We start from the raw sequence: 26830 nt of genomic DNA on the forward strand, positions 1-26830 counted from the left end.
GGGGGGCGGGCCGTCCGGTCGTGCGGAGGGTGCGCGGGGTTACCAGTCCTTGCCGCCCGAGGAGGTCACGGTGACCGAGGCGGTGGCCTTCGGGGAGGTGACCTTCGTGCCGTCGGGGGTCAGCCCGGTGGCGGTGGCGGTGTCGGAGACGCAGCCGCGCAGCGCGTCCTGCTCGGTGACGGTGTACGGGGGCGCCGTGCACGTCATGGACTCACCGGGGGCGAGCGTCGACTTCGGGCAGCTGACCTCGCCCGCGGTCGGGTCGTCGACCGTGACGTCGTGCAGCGTGCTGCCGCCGGTGTTGGTGACGGTCAGCGTCCAGTGGATGACGTCGCCGGGGCGGGCCGTGTCACCGGAGCCGCCCGCTCCGTACCCGGCGCCGCCCTTGTGCTCGACCTCCGCCTTCTTCACCAGCTTCAGCGAGCCGGTCTGCGGCTCGGAGGTGACGGTGAGGCGGGCGGAGTCGGTGCCGGAGGCGACCGGGGCGCCGGAGCCGTTGACGGCGGTGGCGTGCGCGGTGTTGTCGATGTGCCCGGCCGTGGCGTCCTCGGCGGTCACCGTGTAGCGCGCGGTGCAGGTGGTCGTGGCGCCGGCCGCGAGCTCGTCCACCGGGCAGGCGGCGGGCGGCAGGCCGGTGCTGCCGCCGAAGGCGTCGTCGGCGATCGCCAGGTCGTGCACGGGCGTGTTGCCGGTGTTGGTGACCTTGAAGGAGTAGGTCACGGTGTCGCCCGCGGCGGCCAGCGCCGGGCTGACGCTCTTGTCGATGCTCAGCCCGGAGCGGTTCACGGTCACCGTCGCGCTGTCCTCGTTCGAGGTGACGGCGGTGCCGTCGTCGGCGCGGGCGGCCGTGGCGCGGGCGGTGTTGGTGATCCGCCCGGCCGTGACGTCGGCGTCGGTGACGGTGTAGGACGCGGTGCACAGGACGCTGTCGCCGGGAGCGATCGGCTCCTCGGGGCAGGACGCGTCGAGCGGGTCGCCGCTGCCGCTGAAGGACGTCTCGACGACGGCCGGGGCCAGCAGCGTGGCGGTGCCGGTGTTGGTGAGGGTGAACTCGTAGCCCACCTGCTCGCCCGCCGCCCACACCCGGGTGGGCGCGGCGGTCTTGGCCAGGCGCAGCGCGCCCGTGCCGGTGGTGGTCAGCTCGGCGCTGCTCTGCCCGGAGCCGACGTCGGCTCCGGCCGGGTCGAGGGCGTCGGCGCTCGCGGTGTTGTCCACCGTGCCCGCGTCGATGTCCTCCTGCGTCACGGTGTACGTGGCGGTGCAGGTGGTGTCGTCCCCGGCGCCGAGCGTGCCGGCCGGGCAGCTGATGTCGAGCGGGCCGCCGGTGCCGCCGAAGTGGTTCTCGGTGATGTGCAGCCCGTGCAGCGCGGTGTTGCCGGTGTTGGTGACGTGGAAGCGGTAGGTGACCTGCTGCCCGGCGGCGCCGACGGTGGCCGGGCTGACCGACTTCTCCAGCTCCAGGCCGGGGTTGGCGGGCGGGCCCTCCAGGACGACCGAGCTGTCCTCGGAGGTGAGCGCCCCGGCCGGACCGGTGCCGGTGGCGTGCGCGGTATTGGCGACGCTGCCCTGCGCGACGTCCTCGGCCGTCAGCGTGTACGTGGCGCGGCAGACCTCGCGCCCGCCCGGCGGCAGTGACGCCTCCGGGCACGTCACGTCGCCCTTGGTGCCGTTGCCGGTGAACCGGGTCTCGTCGATCGCGATGTCGTCCGCCGTGGTGTTGCCGGTGTTGACGACCTCGTAGAAGTACGTGATCTCCTGCCCGGCGGTGAAGTCCTCGGGCGCGTCCGGCTCTGCGGACTTCACCAGGCTCAGGCCCCCGGTGCGGGTGGCCCGCACGGTCTGCGCGTCGGTGTCCGTCAGCTCGGTGCCGTCCGGCGCGTAGGCCGTGACCTGCCCGGTGTTGTGGATCGCGCCCGCGTCCACGTCCTCCTGCGTGACCTCGTACAGCGCGGTGCAGGTGACCGGCTCGCCGGGCAGCAGGGTGTGGTCCCAGGCGCCGCAGTCCAGCGGTTCGAGGGCGCCGTGGCCGTCGAAGCCGGGGTCGGTGACCTCCACACCGTGGAGCGTGGTGGTGCCGGTGTTCTCGACGGTGTAGGTGTAGCGGACGGGCTGGCCCGCGTGGTCGACCGTGCCGGGCTCGGCGGTCTTGGTGATGCTCACGCCCGGCCGCGGGTGGGTCGCCACCTCGGCCTCGGCGGGGCCCGCCTCGACATGGTCGCCCAGCTCGCTGACGGCGGTGGCGCCCGCGGTGTTGACGATCCGCCCGGAGTCGATGTCCTCCTGCGTGGCCGTGTAGTCGGCCGTGCAGTCCATGACGTCGCCCGGCGGGAGCGTACCGGTCGGGCACTGGACGGCGGGGAAGCCGCCGGTGCCGCTGAAGTACCCGTCGGTGACCTTCACGTCGTGCAGCACGGCCTGCCCGGTGTTCCGCACCTCGAAGTGGTACGTCACCCGGTCGCCGGCCGTGTCGATGTCGGTCGGCTCGGCGCTCTTGGTGATGCTCAGCCCCGGCGTCGGGCGGTAGACCGGGACGGCCGCGCTCGCCTCCGCGTCCGCCGGGTTGCCGAAGGCGTCCTCGCCGTGCGCGTGCGCGGTGTTGACGATGATGCCGTCGGCGGCGTCCGAGGGGGAGATCACGTAGACGAAGTCGCCGCAGAAGAACGCGGCACCCGCGGGCAGCGGGCCGCCGCAGTCGAAGTGCGCGCCGAGCCGCGGGTCGTCCACGGTGACGTGCTGGAGCGTGGTGGTGCCGGTGTTGATCACGTGGAAGCGGTAATGGACGGGGTCGCCCACGGTGCCGCCGGGGTTGCCCACCACCTCCTTGTCCAGTTTCAGGTCGGTGTGGCCCACGCCGACGTTCTTGATGTCGCAGCGGATCTCGCCGGAGCGCACCGCCTGGAACGACCAGTCGCCGGACCCGCCCCGCAACGGCACCGGGTTGCCCTCGGCGTCCGTGCAGAAGGCGTCGGAGTGGTAGAACTCCGGGCGCGGCGGCAGGTAGTCGTTCGTCAGGTGGTCGAAGAGGTGGTACGTCCGGCCGGGCACCACGTCCACCGGCGGGGTGGCGACGCTGTCCTCGCCGTCCTGTGTGGTCGCCGAGGTCAGCAGGTTGCCGTCCTCGTCGAAGACGCCGATCTTGAACTGGTCGCCCGGATCGTTGCGCCGGTCCACGGTCTTGACGACCGACAGCCGGGTCGGCGTCCCCAGGCGTGCGCACTGCGCGCCGTCCGCGGGGGCCGGGTTGACCCTGGCGACCGGCTGGGCGCTGCGCGCGTTCAGGTCGACGCGGTAGACCTCGTCGTCCGCGGAGGCGTAGAGGAAGGTGCCGTCGGTGAAGGTGGCGGCGAAGGGCGCGGCGGAGTAGCCGCCGCTCACCGGGCCGAGGTCGTGGTCGGTGAGGTTGCCGGTGTCGACGAACACCAGGTGCGCGGGCTGACCCGCGCCGGTCGTACGGCTGAGCCCGTACAGGCCGGTGCCCGCGGGCCCGTTCTCCAGGTACGACCAGTCGCCGGGGACCTGGAGCGCGGAGGTGTCGAAGGCGCCCTGCCGCAGGATCTGGCCGTACGTGCCCGAGCCGGGCGCGAGATCGACCTCGGCGACGCGGCCGGTCGCGTCCACGACCCACCAGTGCCCGTCGGGGTCGATGTCGCCCGCCACGGGGGAGAGCGGCAGCGTCACGCCGATGGTCGCGAGGGCGCCGTCCTGGCCGATCCGGTAGACGGTGCCCGTTCCCGGGGTGACGCCGTAGAAGTAGTCGTCGAGGGTGTTGTAGCCCACCGCGTCGAGCGGGACCGAGGTCACCCCGGCGCCGGACACGGCACCGGTGGCCGGGTCGACGCGCTGGATCTGGATCAGGGCGCGGCTGATGATCGACACGCTGTCGAAGGTGTAGCCCGCGAAGCGGTCCGGGCAGTTCCACGCGGGGAGCGCGGCCGCGGCGGCGGCAGCCCGGTCGGCGGCGCCGCCCGTCGTGCCGCCCGGGGTGGCGGCGGGGGCGGCCAGGGCCAGGCCCTGACCGGCCGTCAGGACCAGCGACACGGCCGAGGCCGCCACCCAGACCGGGGCCCGGCGCCGCGCGATCCGGCCGGAGCGCGGTCCGTCCCACCCCTTGCCCGGCCACAACTGACGTCTCATCAACAACTCCCTGTGCGAACGGTGACGGGTCGCTACGAGGAGAGCAGGGCGCGGGCGGGGGGTGCGGGAGCCGGGTACGGCCTATCCGGTGAATTCGCGGCAATTCCGCCCGAAGAGGCGAGTGGGCGGGCGGCCGGGTGGGGGAAGGGCGGGGCTGAGCGGGCCGTGTGGACTGGCGGACTCCTGCCGCCGCCGGGCCGGTCGGTGGCTCGGCGGCGGCGGAGGGGCGGGGCGGTTTCGGCGCCGTCCCGCGCGGCCCGGGGACGGCGGCGTGGCCCGGAGCGCCTCCCCGCGCCTGCCCGGCCCGGTACGGCCGGACGCGTCCCCCGTGCCCGGCCCGCGCGCTGCGCACGAGCCCCCCCGGCCCGTGCGTCCCGCACCACCCGGAAAGTCTGGGGTGCGGCGGGGTGACGGCCCAGGCCCTGCCTGTACGGGTACTGCGAGGGCCACCCTGGGCCGCCATACTGGACGCCATGGAGGACCTGGGGGATTTTCTGCGGTCGCGCCGGGCCCGGGTCGCCCCCGAGTCGGCCGGGCTGACGTCGGGCGCCCGGCGGCGGGTGCCGGGGCTGCGCCGCGAAGAGGTCGCGCAGCTCGCCGGGATCAGCGTCGAGTACTACCAGCGGCTGGAGCAGGGCCGGTCCGCCGCGCCCTCGCCGGAGGTGCTGGACGCTCTCGCGCGGGTGCTGCGGCTGGACGCGGTCGAGCGCGCCCACCTGCTGGCCCTCGCGCGCCCGCCGCGCCGTACCGAGGCCGCCGCGCCCGCCGAGCTGCGGCCCGAACTGCGGCGCATGATCGACCACATGGGGCAGGTCGGCGCCGCGGTCGTGGACGACCACTTCGACGTCGTCGCCGCGAACGCGCTCGGCGCCCTGCTCTTCGCGCCGGTGCTGACGAGCCCCAGCGCGGCGCCCGGCGCGATGCCGAACCTGGCGCGGCACATCTTCCTCGACCCGTCCGCCGCGGACTTCTACCTCGACTGGGACGAGGTCGCCGCCGTCACCGCCGCCCAACTCCGTTTCGTACGCGCCCTGTTGCCCGAGGACGCGGAACTGGCCGCGCTCATGGCGGAGTTGGACGCGGGAAGCCCCGCCTTCCGGACGTACTGGTCCGCGGGCGACGTGGAGTTGCGCGCCTCCGGGACCAAGATCGTGCACCACCCCGACTACGGCGTGCTGCACCTGCACTACGAGAACCTCGACCTGCCGGGCGACCCGCACCACCGCGTCGTCGTCCTCAGTCCCGAGCCGGACCCGGCCACAACCGCCGTGTGGGCGCGGCTCATTCGCGCGGGCGGCTCCCCGGCGTCCGGCCGAACGCCCGCCGGAAGACGTCGATGAAGGCGCTCGGCGAGGACCAGCCGCAGCGCGCGGCGACGGCCGTGACCGGCTCACCCTCGCTGAGCAGCACCAGGGCGTGGTAGAGCCGTAGCTGGGTGCGCCACTGCGGGAAGGTCATGCCCAGCTCGTCCCGGAAGAGCCGGCTCAGCGTGCGCTCCCCGGCACCGGCCGCGGCACCGAACCCGGCGAGCGAGCGGCCGTCCGCCGGATCGCGCTGGAGCAGCGCGCAGACCGCGGCCAGCCGCGGGTCGGACGGCATCGGCAGGTGCATCGGCTGCTGCGGCGAGGCGCGCAACTGGTCCAGCAGCACCGCCCGCATCCGCCGCCGCTCGGCCCCCGTGACCGGCTCGTCCTCCCGCGTGTAGGCGAGGATCAGCTCCCGCAGCAGCGGCCCCACGGTGAGGGCCGCGGGCGCGTCCAGGCCCAGCGGGTTGACGGACGCGGGCAGCCCGATGGTGTGCAGGTCGAGCCGCCCGTGCGCGCGGTGCGAGTGCGCGGTCCCCGCCGGGACCCACAGCGCCCGGTTGCCGGGCGCGATCCACGTCCCCGCGTCCGTGGTCACGGTGAGGACACCGCGCCCCGCGTAATGGATCTGGTGCGCCCGGTGCACATGCGCGTCGATCCCCTCCCCGGCGATGAGCGGCCGGACCGAGGTGGGCGGCGCGACCGTCGTCTCGGGCGGCGGCGGCGTCGCCGCGGGCGGGCGGGGTGTTCTCGGCACGGCCGCACTGTACGCGGCGCGGCGGGCGGGTCCCCTGGAGCGGCGGCTCGCGGGTGCCGGGCGGGGCCCGTCCCACCCCTGGCGGTTTTTCGACAGCATCCGGCATTCTGCCGGAAGCGGTGACCTCGGCCCGCGGGCCACGATCGACGTCATGACCACCTCACGGCCTGTCGGCCCGCCCCCCGAACCGCTCGCCACCGGCCCCGCCCCGGCACTCGTCACAGGCCCCGCCGGGGGCGCCCCGCCCGAACCGCCGCCGCCCGCGGGCGACAAGCTGCCCGCGGTCGACAAGCCGCCCGCGGGCGACAAGCAGCGGCGGGCGATCCTCACCCTCTCCGTCGGGCACGCGTGCGTGGACATCTACCAGGGGGCCGTGTCCGCGCTCGTCCCCTTCTTCGTCGCGGACCGCGACTACACCTACGCCGCCGCGTCCGGCGTCGTGCTCGCCGCCTCGCTGCTCTCCTCCCTCGTGCAGCCCGCGTTCGGCGCGCTCACCGACCGGCGGAGCATGCCGTGGCTGCTGCCGCTGAGCACCGCCCTGTGCGGGATCGGCATCGCGTTCAGCGGCGTCGGCAACTCGTACGCGCTGACGCTGCTGTGCGTCGCGATCGCGGGCGTCGGGATCGCCGCGTACCACCCGGAGTCGGCGCGGGTCGCGCGGATCGCGAGCCGCGGCAGCCACACCGCGATGGGCTGGTTCTCGCTCGGCGGCAACATCGGCTTCGCGCTCGCCCCGCTGCTGGTCACGCCCGTGATCGGGGCGGGCGGCCTGGGGGCCACACCCGTACTGGTGCTGCCCGCAGCGCTGGGCGCGGCGCTCGCGCTGATGGCCGTACGCCGTGGGTCGGCCGCCGCGGAGGGGCGCGGGACGCGTACGGCGAAGGCCGACGAGCGCCCCGACGACCGCCGCTCCTTCGTCCGCCTGACGCTCGCGATCGTGTGCCGGTCGGTCGTCTTCGTCGTCCTCGGCAGCTTCATCTCGCTCTACGCGCGCCAGCGCACCGGCGGCGGCACGGCGGCCGGGGCCGCGGCCCTCTTCCTGCTCTACCTCGGCGGCGCGGTCGGCACGGTGCTGGGCAGCTCGCTCGCCGCCCGCTGGACCCGGGTCCGGGTCGTGCGCTGGTCGTACGTCGCGAGCATCGCGGCGGTCGCGGGCGTCGTCCTCGTCCCGGGCCCGGCGATCTACCTCTTCGTCGCCCTCGCCTCCGCGGGCCTCTACGTCCCCTTCTCCCTCCAGGTGACCCTGGGCCAGGACTACCTCCCCTCCCGCGTCGGCACCGCCAGCGGCGTGACGCTGGGCCTTGCGGTGAGCGTCGGCGGCGTCCTGAGCCCCGCGGTGGGCGCCCTGGCCGACGCGACGTCCCTGCGCACGGCCCTCCTCCCCCTGATCGCCCTCCCCGCCCTCGGCTGGCTCCTCACCCGCCCCCTCCCCGAACCCGCCCTCCCCACCCAGCCGTAGCTGCGGCCCCGGGCTCGTACGAACGCTCCCCGGCTTCCGTGGGTGTGCGCTAGGTTGCCCGCCATGAGCGAAGCCAGGGAGTCCGCGGGCGTCCGGGGAGCGGGGGGAGACGGGGGAGCGGGCGGGGGCGTCGCGTGGCCGCCCGGTCCGATCCGTACCGCGCGGCTCGTCCTGCGTGCCTCCGAGGCGCGCGACCGGGCCGCCTTCGTCGAGCTGTTCGCCTCGCCGGAGGTCGGCACGTACGTCGGCGGTGCGCAGCCGCGCGCGGAGCTGGAGCGCACCATGCCCGAGGTGCCCGGCAGGCGGCCCGGCTTCTTCGTGGCCGAGCTGGACGGAGAGACGATCGGCATGACGACCCTCGACGTCCGCGACCCCGCCCGCCCCGGCCACGTCCGCCCCGAACGCGGCGAGCACGAGCTGGGCTACATGTTCCTGCCCCACGCCTGGGGCCGCGGCTACGCCACCGAGGCCTGCGCCGCGGCCCTCGCGTGGTTCGCCGCGGCCCACCCCGGTGAGCCCGTCCTCCTCACCGCCCAGACCGCCAACGTCCGCTCCCTGCGCGTCGCGGAGAAGCTCGGCTTCGCGGAGGTGGAGCGCTTCCCCGAGTACGGCGCGGAGCAGTGGCTCGGGGTCTGGACCCCGCCGTCCGGCTGAACGCGCGTGCGAGGATCACGGCGTGACCGCCCTGCGCTTCCGCCGTGCCGACGCCTCCGACCTGCCCACCCTCGTCCGGCTGCGTGACGACGCCGCCCGCTGGATGCTCACCCGTGGCGTCACCGGCCAGTGGCGTCCCGGCGAGCTGGACGAGGACCACTTCCGCCGCGTCATGTCGCACGGCGAGGTCTGGCTCGCCGAGTCCGGCGGCCGCCCGGCGGGCGCGTGGGAACTGTGGTGGCAGGACGAGGCCGCCTGGGGCCCGCAGCCCCCGGTCGCCGGGTACGTCCACCGGCTCATGGTCGACCGCGCGGCCGCCCGCCCCGGCACGGGCCGCCACCTGCTGCGCGCCGCCGAGCGCCGGGTGACCGAGGCCGGACGCTCCCTCGTCCGCCTCGACTGCCTGGCCTCCAACGCCCGCCTGACCGCCTACTACGCCGCCGACGGCTACCAGGTGGTGGGCCGCAAGGCGGGCAAGCCCCAGCCGGGCGCCGAGCCGAAGTCGTTCACGCTCCTGGAGAAGGACCTGAGCGCCGGCGGCGCGTAAAGGCCGTCCGCCCCGGGGCAGGGTCGGCGGTTCCGCGACATCACCGTCGCCGCACGAGGGTGATGTCGCCGACCTGCCAGCCTTCCGCGTGCGGGTCCTGCTGCACTCGTCACGAGACGGCAGGCTCCTCACAGGACGGACCCCATGGCCTCGACACCCACTGAGACCTCGACACGCGCCGAGATCCCCGAGACCATCCCGACCACCACGACCACCCCGGCGTTGGGGTGGCTGGCCGTGGTGTCGGTGACGCTGGGAATCTTCTCGATCGTCACGACCGAGATCCTGCCGATCGGTCTGCTCACCGACATCGGCTCCAGCTTCGCCCTCTCCGACGGCACGGCGGGGCTCATGATGACCGTGCCCGGGTTCCTCGCGGCCCTTTCGGCGCCGGTCGTCACCGTGGCGACGGCGCGGGTGGACCGGCGGCTGATGCTGGGCGTGTTCGTGTTCCTGCTGGCCGCGGCGAACTTCCTCGCCGCCGCCGCACCCGGCTTCTGGCTCGTCCTCGTCTCGCGCGTCGTCGTCGGTGTCGTCATCGGCGGCTTCTGGTCGATCGGCGCCGGACTGGCCGAGCGCCTGGTACCGGCCGCGTCGGTCGGGCGCGCGACGTCGGTGATCTTCTCGGCGGTGCCGCTCGGTTCGGTGCTCGGCGTACCGGCGGGCACGTTCATCGGGGACCTGGCGGGCTGGCGCACCGCCTTCGTCGTGATGGGTGCCTTCACCGTCGGCGTGCTGGTCCTGCTCGTGCTGGTCGTCCCCCCGCTGCCGCCGCTGCGGACGACCCGTCTGCACGTGCTGCGCGGCATGCTCAAGAACGTCAACACGCGTTTCGCGCTGCTGCTGACCTTCCTGATCGTGCTGGCCCACTTCGGGACCTACACCTACGTCACGCCGTTCCTGGAGCAGGTCACGGGCGCCGACGCGCGGCTGATCACCGTCTTCCTGCTGGTCTACGGCGCCGCGGGAATCGTCGGCAACTTCCTCGCCGGGGCAGTGGTCGTACGCCGCCCCCGGGCCACTCTCGGGCTCGCGGCCGCCATGATCGCGGCGGCCACCCTGCTGCTGCCGGTCCTGGGCCACGGGCAGGCCGGCGCGCTGGCCCTCCTGGTCGTCTGGGGTACGGCCTACGGCGCCGTGCCGGTAGCGTCCCAGACATGGTTCGCCAAGGCGGCCCCGGACGCGCCCGAAGCGGCATCGGTGCTCTTCACGTCCTCCTTCCAGGCGACCATCTCCTTCGGCGCGCTGACCGGCGGAGTCGTGCTCGACCGCACCTCCCCCTCCACCGTCATGACCCTCGGCGGCCTGACCGCCGCACTCACCCTGCTGGCCACCTGGACCCACTCCGCCCGCCGCCACACCTGGCCGACCGGCACCGGAGGGCAGTGAGCGGGCTCCGTTCAGGGCGACTGCTGGATGACCTGCCAGACGACGATGCCGGACATCCCCGCGCTGGGCAGCGACATGGACAGCAGGTCGCCCCCGAGGAAGGTGAACCTCTGCGCCTCCTCCCCGCACGTGATCCACTGGTCCGGCCCGCTCCGCGCGACCTTGACCCTCCAGTCGACCTGCAACGACCCCTTCCCGGCGCAGGCAGCTTCGAAGACGTACGTCTTCTTGTCGGCGGGTGTGTGGATCGCGGTCTCCGGAAGCCCGTCCTTCGCCGTCGTCTCCCCGTGCATCACGACCTTCTTGGAGGGCGTCAGCCTGGCACCGGCCTCCGCGCGGAGGACCTGCGTGGGGAAGGAGACGGTGGGCTGTGCGCTCGGCGAGTGCGAGGCTTCTCCGCCGCCCGAGCCGCCGCCGCAGGCGGTGACGGCAGTGAGTGCCGAACCTGCTACCAGGGTGGCCCACCAGCGTTGCCGGACCCTCATACGTGGCCTCCAGATTCTCCGACGTTGAGGGTTGTCTACCACTGGCAGCCCTCGTGGAGCCGGAGTGCCGGTTCTCACTTGTATCACTTTGCCCACTGTCGTCACGGCGTCATGCAAGGCTTGACCGATCGTGAAAGGGGGGGCATGACCAAGAGTGATGAACCGATGGTGGACAACCCGCAGCGGCAGGCCCTGGAGACGCTCAAGACCAGCCTGCAACGGGAGATGCACGAGCTGACGAAGCTCTTGCACGGCGCGGAGACCGACACCGGCCCGAAGGGGGCGTGGGTCGGGCCCACGGCGGCGAGCTGGCACACGGAGATCGCCGGGCGGCGCAGGGACCTGGGGATCCAGCTGGCGAAGCTCGTCCCCGAGGTGCAGGCCGCGATCGACCGGTGCCCGCAGCAGGTCACGCAGTCGCAGGCGAAGTCGATGCGGGCCGATCTGTGACGCCGCCGAACTCCCCGACACGCAAGCCCGTCTCGACGCAGGAGGAGGAGCGCCATGTGGCCCGGCGGAGGTAATCCCAGCGCGCAGTTCTCGGGCATCGACCCGGCGCGGCTGCCCACCACCATCTCGACCCTCGACGCGGACCGCGACCGGCTGCGCTCCAGCGCCACCTCGTACAAGTCGCAGTTCGAGCAGCACGGCCTGGACACCCAGCCGCTGACGAAGCTGCTCGGCATCGCCTCGTGGGTCGACGACCAGATGCCGATGCTGCGGCGCCGGCAGAGCCTGGCGACCGCCGCGGACCAGTACGCGGACATCGGCACGAAGATCGTCTGGATCGACGAGACGAAGGTGACCCCGGGAGCTGCCGCCAAGTCCGCGGCGGACGGCAAGAAGCTCGCCGACGACTTCAAGGACGAGCTGGGCGACGGCGACGTCCCCGACGCCCTCTGGGACCAGCTCCAGGCCCATTCCCACGACGCGGACTTCGTCAACGCCTTCTACAAGGAGCTGGGCCCCGACCGGTTCTACGCCTTCACGACGGTGGCGAACGCGCCGGGCGCCGACGGCAGGCCGGACCCCGCACGCCAGCGCCTCGCCTCCGTGACCTTCGGCATGTTCACCCACACGGCCACGGAGGGCATGAACGCCAAGCAGAAGGAGGCCTACTGGAACACGTGGCTGGACGACTTCCACGACCCGATCAACGGCTTCCGCCCGGATCAGCTCATGCCCATGCTGTCGGTGGGACCGGCGGACAAGGACTTCCTGCTCGCCCTCGGCAACCGCATCTTCTCCCCGCCCCCGGGCCAGAACGTCGACGAGTGGATGCGTGACGGCCCATCCCCGGGAGACCCGCTCGCCCAGTTCTACACCGCCATGAGCAACAACCCCGAGGCGGCAGGCGAGTTCATGGCCCAGCACCCGGACCTCATCGACGCGGGTCTCACCGGCGGCCTCAACACCTCGGACGGGCGCACGGACGCCTTCGTGGCCATGGTCAAGGCCGGGACGACGGGACTGCACGCCACCAACGTGAAGCTCTCGGACCAGAACACCGCCATGATCATGATGGACAACTCCAACCATGTGAAGAACGGCGAACACCCGCTCAGCCAGGTCTCCCTGCTCTACTCCGAGATGATTGCCCAGCACTTCGACGATCTCCGGTACTCGGTCACCTCTCCCGCGTCGAGTGGCTTCTACCCGTACATGCCCAAGGGCTCCCACACGTTCAGCGACACACAAGATCCCAAGCGGCCCGGTATCGAAGTGTCCTCCGACCTCTGGAAGTCGTTCCTGGAGGAGTCGATCAGGAACCCGCAGGCGGCAGCGAGTATGAGCGCGCTGTTCGAGTCGGACCAGAAGAGGCTCTACCACGAGAAGTCGCACGCAAAGAGATCAGAGAACGGGTCGATCAACTACATCGCCTTCGAAATGGGTGTCCTGGGGAACTTCTACTCCACGGCCTTTACCGACACCGCAACAGCGCTCGGAACCGAGCAGCAGGAGTGGGTCGACGAGATGAACGCCTCCCGGACAGCCCTCGTCGAAACAGCGGTGGGGCTCGCTGCAGGTGGCCCCACCGCCGCCATCGACACGGCGAAAGAGACCGGGCAGGAACTCGCCCTCAGCACGCTGACCGGCTGGATCACCAACACGATGACGGTCAAACCGGACGACGCGCCTCACGACCTCCTGGCGTCGATCAAGGGCGTGGAGGACGCGGACGTCAAGAAGGAAGGGACATGGACCGGCGCCATGAACCACGCTGCCGCTGACATGGTCGCCGACGGCTTTCCGCAGCCGACCCTAGTGCCGGTGTCGTTCGGCCTGGAGCACCAGAAGGAGAGAACCTACACAGGAGACCCCTACGGCCAGGTCGGGAAAAACAGCGTGAAGCCACCGCCGCCCGTCTACATTCACGGCCACGGCGCGCCGGACGACTTCGTCCAGGCAATCGCCCGCAACAACGGCGAGGTGGACGTACAGAAGATGACCCCGGCGCAACGCGATGCCTACACGAGGTGGCTGCACGACCCCGCGGTCGTGGCCAAGATGAGCAAGGACGGCCTCTGGACGCAGGTGATCGGCCAGAACGCCAGATCCTAGAACCGGCTCAGCTTCCCCTCGGCACCTCGACGCCGTAGGACGGTACGTACGCGATGTCTCCCGCCTGGCGCAGGTCGTAGCCGGTCGCGGTCGCGACCGCGTCGCTGCCACTTCGCAATGGCGCCGGGCGCGTTACGCAACGAGGCGGGGCCACGGGATGGTGTCCCGTGGCCCCGCCTCGGCAGGGGTCTCAGACGGTGTGGGCCTGGGCGAAGCCCAGGAAGTGGGACCACTCGGCGGGGGAGAAGGCGAGTTGGGGGCCTTCCTTGTCCTTGGAGTCCCGGACGTGGACGGTCTCGGGGCAGGCCGCGACCTCGACGCAGTCGCCGTCCGGACTGCTGCTGTAGCTGGACTTGCGCCAGGAGAGAGCGACTTCGATGCAGTTGTCGCCCTGGCCGCTGCTGTAGCTGCTCTTGAACCAGGTGAGGTCGGGGGTCATAGCTCTCCTCGCAGTCGCAACAGCAGGCCCTTGGACTCCTCGGGGGTGAGGGCCTGCGAGCGCAGTTTTGCATACCGCTGTTGGAGGATGCTGACCACTTTGGAGTCGGTGATGAGCTGGCCGGTCTCCTGACCCTCGCTGTACGCGAGCCACCGGTTTTCCGACGTCTCCAACATGACAATCGGACCCGTCAGGCCTGGATGTACGCCTGCGGCCAACGGCAGCACCTGGATCTCGATGTTGCGTTGCTGGCTGACCTTCAGCAGATGATCGACCAGCTCAAGCGTCACCTCGCGACCGCCCGTCCGGCGCAGGAGGGTGTGTTCGTCGACGATGAAGCTGAACGCGGTGTTGGGTCGATCGGTCATCAGCTTCTGGCGGTCGGCTCGCGCCGCCCACTGGGCGTCGATCTGTTGGTCGCTGAGCGGAGGCAGCATGTCCGAGAACAGCTCGCGTGCGTACCTCTCGGTCTGCAACAAGCCCGGGATCATGCGGCACTCATACGTGCAGAGGTTGATCGCCGCCTGCTCATACCGCGCCCACTGTCGGAACCAACTCGCCAAGCCCGGCTGGCGAGCCACATGCCGCAGCGCCTTCCGCAACGCGCCCGTACCCCCGAGGTGCGGCTCGGCCCGTTCCGCGAAGTCGGGGTCCGGCATGCGCCGGCCCTGTTCGATCGAGGCGACCGTGTGCGGGGAGAGGCCGACGTGGGCGCCCAGCTCCTCCCGCGAGAGGCCGGAGAATTCGCGTAAAGCCATGACGACGGCGCCGAACGTCTTCAGGCTGTCCGAGGGCTCGGGCTCACCTCCGCCCGCGAACGTACCGCCGGACGTCACGTTGGCCGTCATAGGCCACCTCCCGCACACTGGACCCCGCAGGGTCACTCCGCTGGAGGACATGCTCACCCTCGGTGATGCGTACTGTCCACAGTTTGTGCACGTACGCTTGCTCAGCGTACGCGGTGCGGTGCTGGGATCGCGGGCGCTGAGCAGGGCACATTGGGCTCCATGACGACTCACGCAGCTCCCCAACTGCCGTGTGCAGAGGGTGAGTTCAGGCAGCAGTTCAGTTCGACCCGGCGCGGGGCGCGGCTCGCGCGGCAGCTCGCGCTCTATCAGCTCAGTACGTGGGGGATCCCGCACACGATGACGGTCTTCGACGCGGCGGAGATCGTCGTGGGGGAGCTGGCGGCGAACGCGGTGACCCACGGGTGCGTGGCCGGGCGGGACTTCGAGGTGATGATGCGGCTGCGCGACGCGGGCGCGCTCACGCCGCCGCCCGAACTCGGCGAGAGCGGACGCGGGCTGCTGCTCGTGGAGGCGCTCGCGGACCGCTGGTCGGTACGGGACCGGGTGCCGGTCGGCAAGACGGTGCGGGCCGAACTCGACATCCCGCTGCCGCCGGTACGGCCGCGTACCCGGGACTGAGTTTCGAGGCCGCCGGTGGTCCGGGTGGGTAAGGTCGGGCGATCGGCCCAAGCTCGTCGTGGGGGAGGCGCAGGGGATGTCCGAGCCGGACCAGCGGCGGATCCGGGAACTGCGCGCCCGCGCGCAGGCCGTGGGCGGCGGCGTGCGGGAGGGCAGCCCCGCGGACGCCGTACGGCGGGTGTTCGCCGTCCAGGCGCAGGACGCCGGGGCCGCCGCGCTGGGCATCAGGGCGCGCGGCCACGGAATCACCGCGAAGACGGTACGGGCCGCGTACGAGGACGAACGCAGCATCGTCCGGGGCTGGTTCCTGCGCGGGACACTGCACACCGTGCCTGCGGCCGACGCCCGCTGGCTGCTGCGGCTGCTCGCCCCCAGCATTCTCACCGCCACGCTCCGCCGCTACGGCCAACTCGGCCTGGACGACGCGACGCTGGCGGCCTCCGACGAACTGCTGGGCCGCACCGTGGCGGCACAAGGCCCGCTCACCCGGGCCGAGTTGACGCGGGCCCTCGGCCCGCTCGGCATCCCCGCGAAGGGCCAGGCCCCCTTCCATCTCATCCGGCACGCCGCCCTCACCGGCGTCCTCTGTCACGGCCCGCAGCGCGCGGGCGAGGCCACGTACGTCCTGCTCGACGACTGGCTCCCGCCCACCGCCGGGCCCGAGGGAAACGCCGCCGAGGCCGAACTCGCCCGCCGCTACCTCGCCGCCTACGCGCCCGCCACCCCCGAGGACTTCGCCACCTGGTCCGGCCTCCCCGTCACCCGGGCCCGCCGCGCCTGGCACACCCTGGCCGCGGAGGGCACCACCACCCCGTACGACGCGACCCTCACCACGCTGGCCGCCGCCCCCGCACCGGAGCCGCCCGCGCCGGACACCCCCGACGTACGCCTCCTCCCCGCCTACGACGGCTACCTCCTCGGCCACCGCACCCGCGCCACCTCCGTCCCGGCCCCCCACGAACCCCGCGTCTGGCCCGGCGGCGGCATCATCCGCCCCACCGTCCTCGCGGACGGCCTCACCGTCGCCACCTGGACCCGCACCTCCACCAAACCCCGGATCAACGTCGATCCCTTCGCCCCCCTCCCGCCCGAACTCGCCGAGAGCGTGGCGCGCGAGTCAGCGGCGGTGACGGCGTTCCTGCGCCCCGGCGCATAAGGCATCCCGGGGAACCGGCAGCGGCAATGGCCTGTTCCGGCACGCGCGGACCCCTGCACGGCGAGTAGCATGTACCACTACAGTCCGTAACTGTTGGGGTGCCAGGAGGCGGTCATGACTCGTGCGTGGGAAGCGGATCCGGCGGCGTTATTCGTCCGACGGCTGGGGAAGTCGGCGGCGGAGACGGGCAATTCGGGGGAGAGGGATGACTGCCCGGACATCTGGCAGCTCTCCAACGGCGACATCGCCGTCATCGGACGTGACCTCACCTCCGGCTACGCGGGTCGCCTGCCGGACGGCGTGACGCTCGGTGCGGACGAGCGCCTGGTCGTGATCCCCGGCAACATGCTCAGCGCGGCGAAGGCGGACATCCCTGATGCTTGATCTGCACGTCCCCGAACTGCCCGTCGAGGAGGGGGTACGGCTCACTCGCCCCGAGTACCACCGCGAGTTCCGAAGCAGCGAGCAGTCCCTCTTCAACGGTTCCTCGTGGAAGCTGGAACGGCTTCAGCACTTCGAGGAGACGGGCAGCGCGAGCCGCGATGCCCTACGCAGGGGCGACTGGGACGAGGCGCTGCGCCTCTTCGCCACCCGCGAGGACAAGCTGCGGGCGGAGGCGGAGGACGACGCCCGCCGTGGCAGCGTCTTCCACCGCCTGCGCGTGGTGGAGGAACCGCTGACGCCCTACATCCAGTGGGAGCTGCATTCCCTTCACCAGCAGGCCCAGTTCAGGGTTCCCACCCGCGTCGTGCTCGCCTCCGCCCTCACCGCTGCCGAAGCGGCCGGTCCGCTGCCGGAGCTGGTGGCGATCGGTGACCGCGTTCTCTTCCGTGTGATCTACACGGAGGCCGGTGTGCCCGACGGAGCGATCCGCTTCACCGACCCGGCGATCGTGACCGCGTGGGCCGAGTTCATGAGCGGGCTCTTCGCGACAGCGGAGGACATCGCGTCCTACTTCGCGCGGGCGGTCGCACCGCTGCCGCCGCCTCCGGCCGCATGAGCACGGACAGCGGGGGGACGTCGTCGGAGTCGCACAACGACCTGTCGGGGACGTCGTCGCGGGATGTGGTGCAGGCCGGCAGCGTCACCGGCGGGATCCATTTTCATCACGAGGCGGACGGTCGGCGTGTTCCGACGCCACGGCAACTGCCCGCAGATGTGCGCGGGTTCGTGAACCGCACGGACGAACTCGCCCAGTTGGACGCACTCGTGTCGGACGGCGCGATCGTGTCGCTGCACGTCGTCGCCGGGACGGCGGGTGCGGGGAAGACCTCGCTCGCGGTGCGGTGGGCGCACCGGGTGAAGGACCGCTTCCCGGACGGGCAGTTGTTCGTGAACCTGCGCGGCTACGACCCGGGCGAGCCGGTCACGGCCGAGCAGGCGTTGCACGGCTTCCTACGGGCCCTCGGCGTTCCGGCGGCGGAGGTCCCCGCAGATGTGGACGGCGCGGCCGCGCTCTTCCGGTCGCTGCTGGCCGAGCGCCGTGTCCTCGTGCTGCTGGACAACGCCGCTACGGCGGGCCAGGTACGGCCGCTGCTCCCGGGCGGCGGGGAAAGCCTGGTGCTGGTGACGAGCCGCAGTCGGCTGTCCGGTCTCGCGGTACGCGACGGGGCCCGGCGCATCACGCTCGGCACGCTGCCGGAGCCGGAGGCGGTGGCCCTGCTTCAGGCGGTGACGGCCGGCTACCGCAGCGCCGACGACATCGACCAGCTCGCCGAACTGGCCCGGCTGTGCGCGCGGTTGCCGCTCGCGCTGCGGATAGCGGCCGAACGCGCGGCCAGTCACCCTCACATGGGGCTCGACGAACTGATCGCGGACCTGCGGGACGAGTCCGCGCTGTGGGACGCGCTGAGCACGGGCAGCGAGGAGGAGGCCGAGGCCGTACGGACCGTGTTCGCCTGGTCCTACCGGGCCCTGACCGCGCCTGCCGCCCGGCTCTTCCGGCTGCTGGGCCTGCACCCGGGAGGGGACTTCGGGCTGCACTCCGCCGCCGCACTGGCCGATCTGGCTACGAGCAAGGCGCGGCAGCTCCTCGATGACCTGGTGGGCGCCCATCTGCTGGAGCAGACCGCCCCCGACCGCTACCAGTTCCATGACCTGCTGCGCGCGTACGCCACCGACCAGGCCCAGGCCGAGGAGCCTTCGGGGGAACGGGAGGCGGCTCTGCACCGCGTCCTCACCTGGTATCTCCACACGGCGGACGCGGCACAGGACTGGATCTCCCCGAGCGAGGACCACCTCCGGCTGCCTCCGGCATCCGGCGCGGTGGCCCCGTCGGCGTTCGCCGACTACGACGACGCCGCGGACTGGGTCGAGCGTGAACTGCCCACATATCCGCGGCTGGTGGCGGCTGCCGCAGCCGCCGGACACGATCGATTGGCCTGGCAGCTCGCTGAAACCTTGTGGCACGCCTGGCCGCCGTCAGCCCCCGTCGTCGACTGGCTGGACCTCGGTACGACCGGCCTCGCGAGCGCCGAACGCGACCCGGACCCGCTGGGTCGTATCCACATCCTCAGCAGCCTCGGCACCGTCTACCGCGCCGTCCACCGCTACGCGGACGGCATGCGCAGCCTCAATGCGGCGCTGGAACTGTGCCGCGGCACCGGCAACCGGCTCGGCGAGGCCCACGCCCTGAACCTCATCGGCCTCATCCACCTCCGGGCCCGGGAACTGGACGACGCCGCCGCGGCGTTCGACGCCGTCGCCCCACTCTTCCGCGCCGAGCAGCGTCCGCAATGGGCCGCGACCGCGGTGGCCAACGCCGCGACCACCTACCTCAGCGCGGGACGGCTCCCCGAGGCCGCAACAGCCGCCGCCAAGGCCCTCGCCACCCACCGCGCCCTCGACAACCCCCGAGGAGCGGGCAACGTCCTCCGGATGCTCGCAGCCATCCGCCTCGAAGAGGGCGCCCCCGACGCCGCCCGCAAGGCGATCGACGAGGCCATGGACATCGCCCTCACCCTCCGCAGCCACCGCCTTGAGGCTTATTGGCTCATCACCCTCGGCGACGTCCAGCGCGCCACCTCCGCCCACGGCGACGCCCTCGCCTCCTTCCAGCGTTCGGCGATGCTCCACCGCAGGCTCGGCGACCGCAGCCGGGAGGCGCTCGCGTGGCGCGGCACCGCGCTGACGTATGCGGCCACCGGGCGCGGGGAGGAAGCCGCGGGCTTCCTGCGGCAGGCGGCCGCCGCGCACCGTGCGCTCGGGGACGGGTGGGAGGAGGCCGTCGATCTCGACCACCTCGCCGGGCTCGTCGCGGAGGATGACGCCCGCGCGCACCGGGCCCGTGTGCTGGAGCTGATCGCGCCGTACGGCGACCCGCGGGCGGAGGCGCTGCGGGGCCGCGCGCGGGGTGCGGCGGGGGAGTGAGGGTACAGGCTCGGGCCGGGGGCGCACACGGTTGGGGGGTTTGCGGGGGCAGGTGACGGAATCGGGGAGCGGGGCGGTGCCGGGTCGGGCACAGTCTGAGTATGAGCGGTTACGAGGACAGCGTGCCCGCGTATCTGACGGTCCGGATGACCGCCCCCGAGGGGCCGATCGCCGCGCTCGCCGACGAGGAGGCGTGGTACGCCCGGGAGCGGTATCCGGATCTGCTCGGGGCGGGTATGGCCGAGTACTTCTGGGCCCGCGAGTTGGAGACCGGCGGGTGGGAACTCTGCGAGTACGGCGGCAGTTGGCCGCAGCAGGCGCGTGACTCGCTCGGCTCGCACTTCCGGCTGAACGCCCAGCGCGCGGGCAAGGACGGCGACGCCAACGCCCAACGCCGCTGGTTCGCCGCGGCGTTGCGGATGGACCGCGAGGTCGTCAACGAGGTCTCCGTGCTCGGTGAGCGCTTCCGTATCGTCCGTGCCGCGCACTTCATCCGCTCCGGACCGGCCGGGCCCGAACCGCCGCGGCCCACCGACCCCGACCCCGCGGAGGTCGGGGACGGCCACCGGGTGCCCTCGCGCACCAAGGGCTTCGTCGTCGATCCGCTCACCGGCACGGGCATGTCGGACGGCATCCTCAAGCTCGACCTGCTGCCCATGGCGCCCGTCCTCAGGGACGCCCCCGAGGAGATGAACGACGAGGCCCGCGCCGCCATCCACCGCTACCCCGGGGGTGTGCTGCTGCCCGCCGCCTTCGTCATCTCCGCCCGGGTGAACGGGCGGTGGGGCTTCCACCAGCCTGGCAGCATCTATTCGACCCCGCAGGGCGCGCGCGACTCCCTCGCCTTCTGGCTGCGCGTGATGGGGCCCTTCCAGCAGCGGATGCCGGAGGAGCAGAAGGCGGAGTACGTCGCCGCCGCGGACCGGCTGGACGAGAAGCGGTCCAACGTCGTCACGATCGACGGCCACCGCTTCCGCATCACGCGCGTGGAGCGTCTCGTCCGGATCGGACCCGACGGGCCCGAGCTGCCGCGGCCCTCCGACTACGACCCCGAGGTGCCCGTCGAGGTGCAGACCCGGCAGTTGCGCGAGGAGGGCGTCATCGACGAGGACGGCAACGACCTGCGCCCCGAGCGGCCCGACCCGCGCGCGGACGAGCTGCGCCGGCTGTGGCAGGAGGAGGAAGCGCGCCGCGTCGCCTGGCAGGCCGCCCGCAAACGCGCACGGGCCGCGGGCCCCTCAACCGACTCCGACCTCGATCCAAACCCCACCCCGGACCCCGATCCGGCCTGACCCACCTCGCGGCCCGCCGGGACGGCCGCCCCGTACCGACCGGGTCCCGCCCCGCGCGAGAAGCCCGTCCCCCGACGGGGCGGCCGCGCCCCCATGACGCGGCCGCCCCAGCCTGTGCGGCCCCGGCCCCGACCGAGCAGCGGCGTGCACCGCCGTGCACCGGCCGTACGCCCTCGCCGGGAAGCCCTCCGGCGCACCGCGTCCGCCGGGCGGGGGACATCTCTTGACGGATACCCTGTGAGCGCTAACAATGACAGAGCAGCACACAGATCGGAGAACCATGTCGCAGACCGCGCAGACCACCGGCCAGCCACGCCGGGCGCCGACCATGGCGGACGTCGCCAAGGTCGCCGGCGTGTCGCACCAGACCGTCTCGCGCGTGCTGAGCAACCACCCCAATGTACGGGACACCACCCGCGCCGAGGTGCTGCGGGCCATCGAGCAGCTCGGCTACCGGCGCAACTCGTCGGCCCGCGCGCTGGTGACCCGGCGCACGCTCACGCTCGGCGTCGTCGCGTGCAACCCCACGCTCTTCGGGCCCGCCAGCACCCTGTTCGGGCTGGAGGAGGCCGCGCGGGACGAGGGGTACATGGCCTCGGCGGTGACGCTGCGGCGCTACACCGCCAAGGCGCTGGAGGAGGCGATCGACCACCTCAGCGAGTGGGGCGTCGAGGGCATCGTGGTGATCGTGCCGCACCGCGAGGCCGTGGCCGCGCTCGCCGAACTGCGGCTGCCCTTCCCGGTCGTGACGGTCGAGGGCGGGCACTCGCTGCCGATAGCGGGGGTGTCGGTCGACCAGGAGCTGGGCGCGCGGCTGGTCACCGGCCACCTGCTGGGCGCCGGGCACCGCACGGTGTGGCACGTGGCCGGGCCGCCGGACTGGCTGGAGGCCGAGGCGCGCGTCAAGGGCTGGCGCGAGACGCTGGAGGAGGCCGGGGCCGAGGTGCCGCCGCCGCTGGTGGGGGACTGGACGCCACTGTCGGGCTACCGCGCGGGCCAGGAGCTGGCCGGGCGGGTCGCCGCGGGCGCGGCGCGGCGCAACTCCGCCGACGTGACCGCGGTCTTCGTGGCCAACGACCAGATGGCGCTCGGCGTGCTGCGGGCCTTCCGCGAGGCGGGCCTGTCCGTGCCGGGGCAGGTGGCGATCGCGGGCTTCGACGACATCCCGGAGGCCGAGTTCTTCGCGCCGCCGCTCACGACCGTACGGCAGGACTTCGCCGCGGTCGGCCAGGCCAGCATCCGTCTGCTGGTCAACCGCCTCGAATCGGGCGGCGGTCCGGGCCCCGCCCCGGGCGCGGACGCCGAGGTCGAGCGCGTGGTGATCGAGCCCCGGCTGATCGTACGGCGCAGCAGCACGTCGCTGTGACGGCGGCGGCGGCGACGCGGACCGGGCCAACGGCCGCGTGCCCCCGCCCCCGCCCCCGCCTCGTCCTCGCCTCGTCCCCGCCGGACCGGCCGCCTCCCGGCCGTCCCGCCGTCCGCCGCACGGCCCGCACCGCACCGCACCGCACCGCACGTACGCAGCGCGCGCACCCCGCACTCCCCGCACTCCCCGCACACGCAGCGGCGACCGCATCCCTCCACCCTCGGGAGATCCGCACATGACGCACACCAGCACGACACCGCCCGCCGACGCGGTCACGGTCGGCATCGACTTCGGGACGCTGTCCGGGCGGGCTCTCGTCGTCGCCGTCGCGGACGGCCGTGAACTGGGCAGCGCCGTCCACGAGTACACGCACGGCGTCGTCGAGTCCGCGCTGCCGGACGGGGGTCCGGCGCTGCCGCCGGACTGGGCGCTGCAGATACCGCAGGACTGGCGGGACGTGCTGCGCTTCGCCGTGCCGCGCGCGCTGGAGGCGGCCGGTGTGCGGGCGGACCAGGTCATCGGCGTGGCGGTCGACTTCACCTCCTGCACGGTCCTGCCGACGACGGCCGACGGCACTCCGCTCAGCGAGCTGCCCGCCTTCGCGGGGCGCCCGCACGCCTACCCCAAGCTGTGGAAGCACCATGCCGCGCAGCCGGAGGCCGACCTCGTCGTCCGGCGCGCGGAGGAGACCGGGCAGCCGTGGCTGGCCCGCTACGGCGGGAAGGTCTCCAGCGAGTGGCAGTACGCCAAGGCCCTGCAACTCCTGCGCGAGGAACCGGAGATCTACGCGGCCGCCGAGCGCTGGATCGAGGCGGCCGACTGGATCGTGTGGCAGCTCACCGGCGCGGAGAACCGCAACCTGTGCACCGCGGGCTACAAGGGCATGTACCAGGACGGCAGTTATCCGGACGAGGACTTCCTCGCCGCCCTCCACCCGGACTTCGCGGGCTTCACCGCCAAGGTGGACCACCCGCTGTCCCAACTCGGCACCAGCGCGGGCACGGTGACCGCCGCCGCGGCCGAACTGACCGGGCTGCGCGAGGGGACGGTCGTCGCGGTCGGCAACGTCGACGCGCATGTCACCAGCGCCGCCGCCCAGGCCCTGGAGCCCGGCCACATGCTGGCCATCATGGGCACCTCGACCTGCCACATCATGAACTCCGAGGTCTTCGCCGAGGTCCCGGGTATGTGCGGGGCGGTGCGCGGCGGTGTGGTGCCCGGACTGTGGGGCTACGAGGCGGGCCAGTCCGGGGTCGGCGACATCCTCGCGTGGGCGGTGCGCACCACGCTGCCGCACGAGTACGCCGCCGAGGCGCGGCGCCGCGGGATCTCCCCGCACGAGCTGCTCACCGAGAAGGCCGCGGCCCAACCGGTCGGCGGGCACGGCCTGATGGCGCTCGACTGGCACAGCGGCAACCGCTCGGTGCTGGTCGATCACCACCTGTCCGGGCTCGTCGTCGGGCTCACGCTCGACACCCGGCCCGAGGACGTCTACCGCGCGCTGATCGAGGCCACGGCCTTCGGTACGCGCACCATCGTCGAGACCTTCGAGCAGTCGGGCGTACCGGTCGCCGACTTCACCGCCGCGGGCGGACTGCTGAAGAACACCTTCCTGATGCAGACGTACTGCGACGTGCTCAACCGCCCGATCAACGTGCTCGCCTCCGACCAGGGCCCCGCGCTGGGCGCCGCGATCCACGCGGCCGTCGCGGCGGGCGCCTACCCGGGCATCAGGGAGGCCTCGGCGGTCATGGGCCGCATCAAGCGCGCGGCCTACACCCCGGACCCGGTCCGGGCCGCCGCCTACGACCTGCTCTACGCCGAATACCGCACGCTGCACGACCACTTCGGGCGCGGCGGCAGCGCCGTCATGCACCGGCTGCGCGCCCTGCGGACCGCCCGGTGAGACGGCGGAGACCCGGACCCGGACCCGGGCCTGGTCCTGGTCACGGCGCAGGCCCCGGGGCCGGGCGCGGGAAGCCCGGCCGCGCGCCCTCGCCCGCACCCGCACCCGCCCCGGACCCTCGCCGTACGCCCCGCGCGGCCTGCCGGCAGCCGGAATGTTAGCGATCACTATTTCGTGTTAGCGCTCACTATCCAGAGACGAGGTACCCCGCCATGAGCAGCAGCAGCCCCCCTCCGGCGCCCGCCGGCGATCCGCTCGACCGGCTGCGGCGCCAGGTCAGCGATCTGCACCAGGAGCTGGTGCGCTACCAGCTCGTCGTCTGGACCGCCGGGAACGTCTCCGCGCGCGTCCCCGGCGCCGACCTGTTCGTGATCAAGCCCAGCGGTGTCGACTACGACGCGCTCACCCCGCAGAACATGATCGTGTGCGACCTGCGAGGGCGCGTCGTCGAGGGCGAGTTGTCGCCGTCCTCGGACACCGCGGCGCACGCGTACGTCTACCGGCACATGCCGGAGGTCGGCGGCGTCGTCCACACCCACTCCACCTACGCGTGCGCGTGGGCGGTGCGCGGCGAGGCCGTGCCGTGCGTCCTGACCGCGATGGCCGACGAGTTCGGCGCCGAGATACCCGTCGGACCCTTCGCGCTCATCGGTGACGACTCGATCGGCCGCGGCATCGTCGAGACCCTGCGCGGCCACCGCTCGCCCGCCGTCCTCATGCAGAGCCACGGCGTCTTCACCGTCGGCAAGGACGCCCGCGCCGCGGTCAAGGCCGCCGTGATGTGCGAGGACGTGGCCCGCACCGTGCACATCTCGCGTCAGCTCGGCACCCCGCTGCCCATCCCGGGCGCCGACATCGACCGCCTGTACGACCGTTACCAGAACGTCTACGGCCAGCAGCCGCCCGCCGCACCGCCCGCCGCCCCGCCCACCGCACCGTCCGACGGCACGCCCGCCCAGCCCCCCGCCCCCGGGGGCGACCGCCCCGCCGACCGAGGAGTCACCGCATGACCGCCGCGTCCACGCCGCCGCCCGCCGCCGAGCGCGAGGTCTGGTTCCTCACCGGCAGCCAGGGCCTGTACGGGCCCGGCACGCTCGCGCAGGTGGCCGAGCAGTCGCAGGCCATCGCCGCGCGGCTCGCCGCCCTCCCGGGCTCGCCCGCCCGCGTCGTGTGGAAGCCGGTCCTCACCGACTCCGCGGCCATCGTCGCCACCGTCCTCGCCGCCAACGCCGACGACGCGTGCGTCGGCCTGGTCGCCTGGATGCACACCTTCTCACCCGCGAAGATGTGGATCTCCGGGCTCGACCTGCTGCGCAAGCCGCTGCTCCACCTGCACACCCAGGCCAACGTCGAACTGCCCTGGTCCAGCATCGACATGGACTTCATGAACCTCAACCAGGCCGCCCACGGCGACCGCGAGTTCGGCTACGTGCAGGCCCGGCTCGGCGTGGCCCGCAAGACCGTCGCGGGCCATGTCTCCGACCCGGCGGTGGGCGAGCGCGTCCACGCGTGGATGCGGGCCGCGATCGGCGCCGCCACCCTGCGCACGCTGCGCCTCGCCCGGTTCGGCGACAACATGCGGGACGTCGCCGTCACCGAGGGCGACAAGGTCGAGGCGCAGCTGCGCTTCGGGGTGTCCGTCAACACCTACGGCGTCAACGACCTCGTCGCGGCGGTGGACGGCGCGAGCGACGCCGAGGTCTCCGCGCTCGTCGGGGAGTACGCCGACACCTACCGGCTCGCCCCCGAACTCGCCCCCGGCGGCGACCGGCACGACTCCCTGCGCTACGCCGCCCGGATCGAACTCGGCCTGCGCGGCTTCCTCGACGACGGCGGCTTCGGCGCCTTCACCACCAACTTCGAGGACCTCGGCGGGCTGCGGCAGCTCCCGGGCCTCGCCGTCCAGCGGCTCATGGCGGACGGCTACGGCTTCGGCGGCGAGGGCGACTGGAAGACGTCGACGCTGCTGGCGACCGTCAAGGCGATGGCCGCCGGGCTGCCCGGCGGCACGAGCTTCATGGAGGACTACACCTACCACCTCGTGCCCGGCGAACAGCTCATCCTCGGCGCGCACATGCTGGAGGTGTGCCCCACCATCGCGGCACGGCAGCCGAGTTGCGAGATCCACCCGCTCGGCATCGGCGGCCGCGAGGACCCGGTGCGGCTCGTCTTCGACGCCGCCCCCGGGCCCGCGGTCGTCGTGGGCCTGGCCGACATGGGCGACCGCTTCCGGCTCGTCGCCAACGCCATCGAGGTCGTGCCGCCCGCCGAGCCGCTGCCCGCCCTGCCCGTCGCCCGCGCGGTGTGGCGCCCGGAACCCGACCTGCGCACCTCCACGGAGGCCTGGCTCACCGCGGGCGGCCCGCACCACACCGTCCTCTCGACGGCGATCGGCCCGGAGGAGCTGGCGGACCTCGCGGACATCCTCGCGACCGAACTCCTCCTGATCGACGCGGACACCTCGCTGCGCCGCTTCACCCAGGAGATCCGCTGGAACCAGGCGTACTTCCGGCTCGCGCGGGGCCTGTAGGGGCCCCGCCCGCCGCTGGGCGGCCGCTCCGGACGCGCGGCCGTCCCGGAGCGG

22 protein-coding genes are annotated in these 26830 nt (G+C 73.0%); 17 read left to right on the forward strand and 5 right to left on the reverse strand.

The genetic code is table 11. The annotated features are described in order from the left end of the window. Nucleotides 1–39 precede the first annotated feature (39 nt). Nucleotides 40–4134, reverse strand: a complete 4095-nt coding sequence (locus ACWERV_RS06620) for a DUF7507 domain-containing protein (RefSeq protein ID WP_452929577.1) — start codon at nucleotides 4132–4134, stop codon at nucleotides 40–42. Nucleotides 4135–4607: 473 nt separating this feature from the next. Here ACWERV_RS06620 and ACWERV_RS06625 point away from each other — a divergent pair, with 473 nt between their 5' ends. Next, nucleotides 4608–5474 (forward strand): helix-turn-helix domain-containing protein, encoded by an 867-nt coding sequence (locus tag ACWERV_RS06625; RefSeq protein WP_452929580.1) that lies wholly within the window; start codon nucleotides 4608–4610, stop codon nucleotides 5472–5474. Here the strand turns inward: ACWERV_RS06625 and ACWERV_RS06630 are convergent. Next, nucleotides 5416–6195, reverse strand: a complete 780-nt coding sequence (locus ACWERV_RS06630) for an AraC family transcriptional regulator (protein WP_452929583.1) — start codon at nucleotides 6193–6195, stop codon at nucleotides 5416–5418. The two genes, ACWERV_RS06625 and ACWERV_RS06630, sit on opposite strands and share 59 nt — an antisense overlap. Before the next feature lie 151 nt (nucleotides 6196–6346). Between ACWERV_RS06630 and ACWERV_RS06635 the strand changes: the two genes are divergently transcribed. The 4 genes from ACWERV_RS06635 (at nucleotide 6347) to ACWERV_RS06650 (ending at nucleotide 10244) form a co-directional block, all read left to right on the forward strand. After that, nucleotides 6347–7654, forward strand: coding sequence for an MFS transporter (locus ACWERV_RS06635; RefSeq protein WP_452929584.1), 1308 nt, complete (start codon nucleotides 6347–6349; stop codon nucleotides 7652–7654). Between the two features lie 63 nt (nucleotides 7655–7717). Next, nucleotides 7718–8308 (forward strand): GNAT family N-acetyltransferase, encoded by a 591-nt coding sequence (locus ACWERV_RS06640; RefSeq protein WP_452929587.1) that lies wholly within the window; start codon nucleotides 7718–7720, stop codon nucleotides 8306–8308. Nucleotides 8309–8330: 22 nt separating this feature from the next. After that, the gene (locus ACWERV_RS06645) at nucleotides 8331–8855 is read left to right on the forward strand and encodes a GNAT family N-acetyltransferase (RefSeq protein ID WP_452929589.1); all 525 of its coding nucleotides are present in this window, start codon (nucleotides 8331–8333) and stop codon (nucleotides 8853–8855) included. A 144-nt stretch (nucleotides 8856–8999) separates the two neighbouring features. After that, nucleotides 9000–10244, forward strand: coding sequence for an MFS transporter (locus tag ACWERV_RS06650; RefSeq protein ID WP_452929591.1), 1245 nt, complete (start codon nucleotides 9000–9002; stop codon nucleotides 10242–10244). Nucleotides 10245–10255: 11 nt separating this feature from the next. Here the strand turns inward: ACWERV_RS06650 and ACWERV_RS06655 are convergent, their stop codons facing one another. Further along, on the reverse strand, nucleotides 10256–10729 hold the full coding sequence (locus ACWERV_RS06655) for a hypothetical protein (protein ID WP_452929594.1): 474 nt from the start codon (nucleotides 10727–10729) through the stop codon (nucleotides 10256–10258). Between the two features lie 144 nt (nucleotides 10730–10873). Between ACWERV_RS06655 and ACWERV_RS06660 the strand changes: the two genes are divergently transcribed. Then, complete coding sequence (locus ACWERV_RS06660) at nucleotides 10874–11179, forward strand: hypothetical protein (protein WP_452929597.1); 306 nt, start codon at nucleotides 10874–10876, stop codon at nucleotides 11177–11179. 54 nt (nucleotides 11180–11233) lie between these two features. Then, on the forward strand, nucleotides 11234–13291 hold the full coding sequence (locus ACWERV_RS06665) for a hypothetical protein (RefSeq protein WP_452929600.1): 2058 nt from the start codon (nucleotides 11234–11236) through the stop codon (nucleotides 13289–13291). Between the two features lie 190 nt (nucleotides 13292–13481). Here ACWERV_RS06665 and ACWERV_RS06670 read toward each other — a convergent pair whose 3' ends face one another. Both ACWERV_RS06670 and ACWERV_RS06675 read right to left on the reverse strand, forming a co-directional pair. Beyond that, nucleotides 13482–13730: a DUF397 domain-containing protein gene (locus ACWERV_RS06670; RefSeq protein ID WP_452929602.1), complete on the reverse strand. Its 249-nt coding sequence runs from the start codon at nucleotides 13728–13730 to the stop codon at nucleotides 13482–13484. Beyond that, nucleotides 13727–14578: a helix-turn-helix domain-containing protein gene (locus ACWERV_RS06675; protein ID WP_452929604.1), complete on the reverse strand. Its 852-nt coding sequence runs from the start codon at nucleotides 14576–14578 to the stop codon at nucleotides 13727–13729. Before ACWERV_RS06675 ends, ACWERV_RS06670 begins: the two co-directional genes overlap by 4 nt. Before the next feature lie 159 nt (nucleotides 14579–14737). Here ACWERV_RS06675 and ACWERV_RS06680 point away from each other — a divergent pair, with 159 nt between their 5' ends. From ACWERV_RS06680 to araA, 10 genes are all read left to right on the forward strand, one after another. After that, nucleotides 14738–15157 (forward strand): ATP-binding protein, encoded by a 420-nt coding sequence (locus ACWERV_RS06680; RefSeq protein ID WP_452929606.1) that lies wholly within the window; start codon nucleotides 14738–14740, stop codon nucleotides 15155–15157. Between the two features lie 76 nt (nucleotides 15158–15233). Next, nucleotides 15234–16313 (forward strand): winged helix DNA-binding domain-containing protein, encoded by a 1080-nt coding sequence (locus tag ACWERV_RS06685; protein ID WP_452929607.1) that lies wholly within the window; start codon nucleotides 15234–15236, stop codon nucleotides 16311–16313. Nucleotides 16314–16427: 114 nt separating this feature from the next. Then, nucleotides 16428–16697: a hypothetical protein gene (locus ACWERV_RS06690; RefSeq protein ID WP_452929609.1), complete on the forward strand. Its 270-nt coding sequence runs from the start codon at nucleotides 16428–16430 to the stop codon at nucleotides 16695–16697. Next, complete coding sequence (locus ACWERV_RS06695; RefSeq protein ID WP_452929611.1) at nucleotides 16690–17313, forward strand: DUF6879 family protein; 624 nt, start codon at nucleotides 16690–16692, stop codon at nucleotides 17311–17313. Before ACWERV_RS06690 ends, ACWERV_RS06695 begins: the two co-directional genes overlap by 8 nt. Next, the gene (locus ACWERV_RS06700; protein ID WP_452929613.1) at nucleotides 17310–19682 is read left to right on the forward strand and encodes an ATP-binding protein; all 2373 of its coding nucleotides are present in this window, start codon (nucleotides 17310–17312) and stop codon (nucleotides 19680–19682) included. The genes ACWERV_RS06695 and ACWERV_RS06700 overlap by 4 nt, the downstream gene beginning before the upstream one ends. Nucleotides 19683–19783: 101 nt before the next feature. Next, entirely contained in the window at nucleotides 19784–20974 is a 1191-nt protein-coding gene (locus tag ACWERV_RS06705) for a DUF5954 family protein (protein WP_452929616.1), read from the forward strand. 280 nt (nucleotides 20975–21254) lie between these two features. After that, complete coding sequence (locus ACWERV_RS06710) at nucleotides 21255–22340, forward strand: LacI family DNA-binding transcriptional regulator (protein ID WP_452929620.1); 1086 nt, start codon at nucleotides 21255–21257, stop codon at nucleotides 22338–22340. A 235-nt stretch (nucleotides 22341–22575) separates the two neighbouring features. Then, a complete protein-coding gene (gene araB / locus ACWERV_RS06715) occupies nucleotides 22576–24246 on the forward strand; it encodes a ribulokinase (protein WP_452929623.1) in 1671 nt (556 codons plus the stop codon). Nucleotides 24247–24458: 212 nt separating this feature from the next. After that, nucleotides 24459–25256, forward strand: coding sequence for an L-ribulose-5-phosphate 4-epimerase (locus ACWERV_RS06720; RefSeq protein ID WP_452929626.1), 798 nt, complete (start codon nucleotides 24459–24461; stop codon nucleotides 25254–25256). Then, nucleotides 25253–26776 (forward strand): L-arabinose isomerase, encoded by a 1524-nt coding sequence (araA, locus tag ACWERV_RS06725; protein WP_452929628.1) that lies wholly within the window; start codon nucleotides 25253–25255, stop codon nucleotides 26774–26776. The genes ACWERV_RS06720 and araA overlap by 4 nt, the downstream gene beginning before the upstream one ends. Nucleotides 26777–26830 lie beyond the last annotated feature (54 nt).

The sequence above is a fragment of the Streptomyces sp. NPDC004031 genome (genome assembly GCF_053604375.1).

Bases quoted from the DNA above. Each gene is read 5' to 3' on its own strand.
- ACWERV_RS06660 (WP_452929597.1), top strand. From the start codon at position 10,874: ATGACCAAGAGTGATGAACCGATGGTGGACAACCCGCAGCGGCAGGCC.
- ACWERV_RS06710 (WP_452929620.1), top strand. From the start codon at position 21,255: ATGTCGCAGACCGCGCAGACCACCGGCCAGCCACGCCGGGCGCCGACC.
- ACWERV_RS06640 (WP_452929587.1), top strand. From the start codon at position 7,718: ATGAGCGAAGCCAGGGAGTCCGCGGGCGTCCGGGGAGCGGGGGGAGAC.
- ACWERV_RS06705 (WP_452929616.1), top strand. From the start codon at position 19,784: ATGAGCGGTTACGAGGACAGCGTGCCCGCGTATCTGACGGTCCGGATG.
- araA (WP_452929628.1), top strand. From the start codon at position 25,253: ATGACCGCCGCGTCCACGCCGCCGCCCGCCGCCGAGCGCGAGGTCTGG.
- ACWERV_RS06650 (WP_452929591.1), top strand. From the start codon at position 9,000: ATGGCCTCGACACCCACTGAGACCTCGACACGCGCCGAGATCCCCGAG.
- ACWERV_RS06700 (WP_452929613.1), top strand. From the start codon at position 17,310: ATGAGCACGGACAGCGGGGGGACGTCGTCGGAGTCGCACAACGACCTG.
- ACWERV_RS06690 (WP_452929609.1), top strand. From the start codon at position 16,428: ATGACTCGTGCGTGGGAAGCGGATCCGGCGGCGTTATTCGTCCGACGG.
- ACWERV_RS06680 (WP_452929606.1), top strand. From the start codon at position 14,738: ATGACGACTCACGCAGCTCCCCAACTGCCGTGTGCAGAGGGTGAGTTC.
- ACWERV_RS06720 (WP_452929626.1), top strand. From the start codon at position 24,459: ATGAGCAGCAGCAGCCCCCCTCCGGCGCCCGCCGGCGATCCGCTCGAC.
- araB (WP_452929623.1), top strand. From the start codon at position 22,576: ATGACGCACACCAGCACGACACCGCCCGCCGACGCGGTCACGGTCGGC.
- ACWERV_RS06655 (WP_452929594.1), bottom strand. From the start codon at position 10,729: ATGAGGGTCCGGCAACGCTGGTGGGCCACCCTGGTAGCAGGTTCGGCA.
- ACWERV_RS06670 (WP_452929602.1), bottom strand. From the start codon at position 13,730: ATGACCCCCGACCTCACCTGGTTCAAGAGCAGCTACAGCAGCGGCCAG.
- ACWERV_RS06685 (WP_452929607.1), top strand. From the start codon at position 15,234: ATGTCCGAGCCGGACCAGCGGCGGATCCGGGAACTGCGCGCCCGCGCG.
- ACWERV_RS06635 (WP_452929584.1), top strand. From the start codon at position 6,347: ATGACCACCTCACGGCCTGTCGGCCCGCCCCCCGAACCGCTCGCCACC.
- ACWERV_RS06695 (WP_452929611.1), top strand. From the start codon at position 16,690: ATGCTTGATCTGCACGTCCCCGAACTGCCCGTCGAGGAGGGGGTACGG.
- ACWERV_RS06675 (WP_452929604.1), bottom strand. From the start codon at position 14,578: ATGACGGCCAACGTGACGTCCGGCGGTACGTTCGCGGGCGGAGGTGAG.
- ACWERV_RS06625 (WP_452929580.1), top strand. From the start codon at position 4,608: ATGGAGGACCTGGGGGATTTTCTGCGGTCGCGCCGGGCCCGGGTCGCC.
- ACWERV_RS06665 (WP_452929600.1), top strand. From the start codon at position 11,234: ATGTGGCCCGGCGGAGGTAATCCCAGCGCGCAGTTCTCGGGCATCGAC.
- ACWERV_RS06620 (WP_452929577.1), bottom strand. From the start codon at position 4,134: ATGAGACGTCAGTTGTGGCCGGGCAAGGGGTGGGACGGACCGCGCTCC.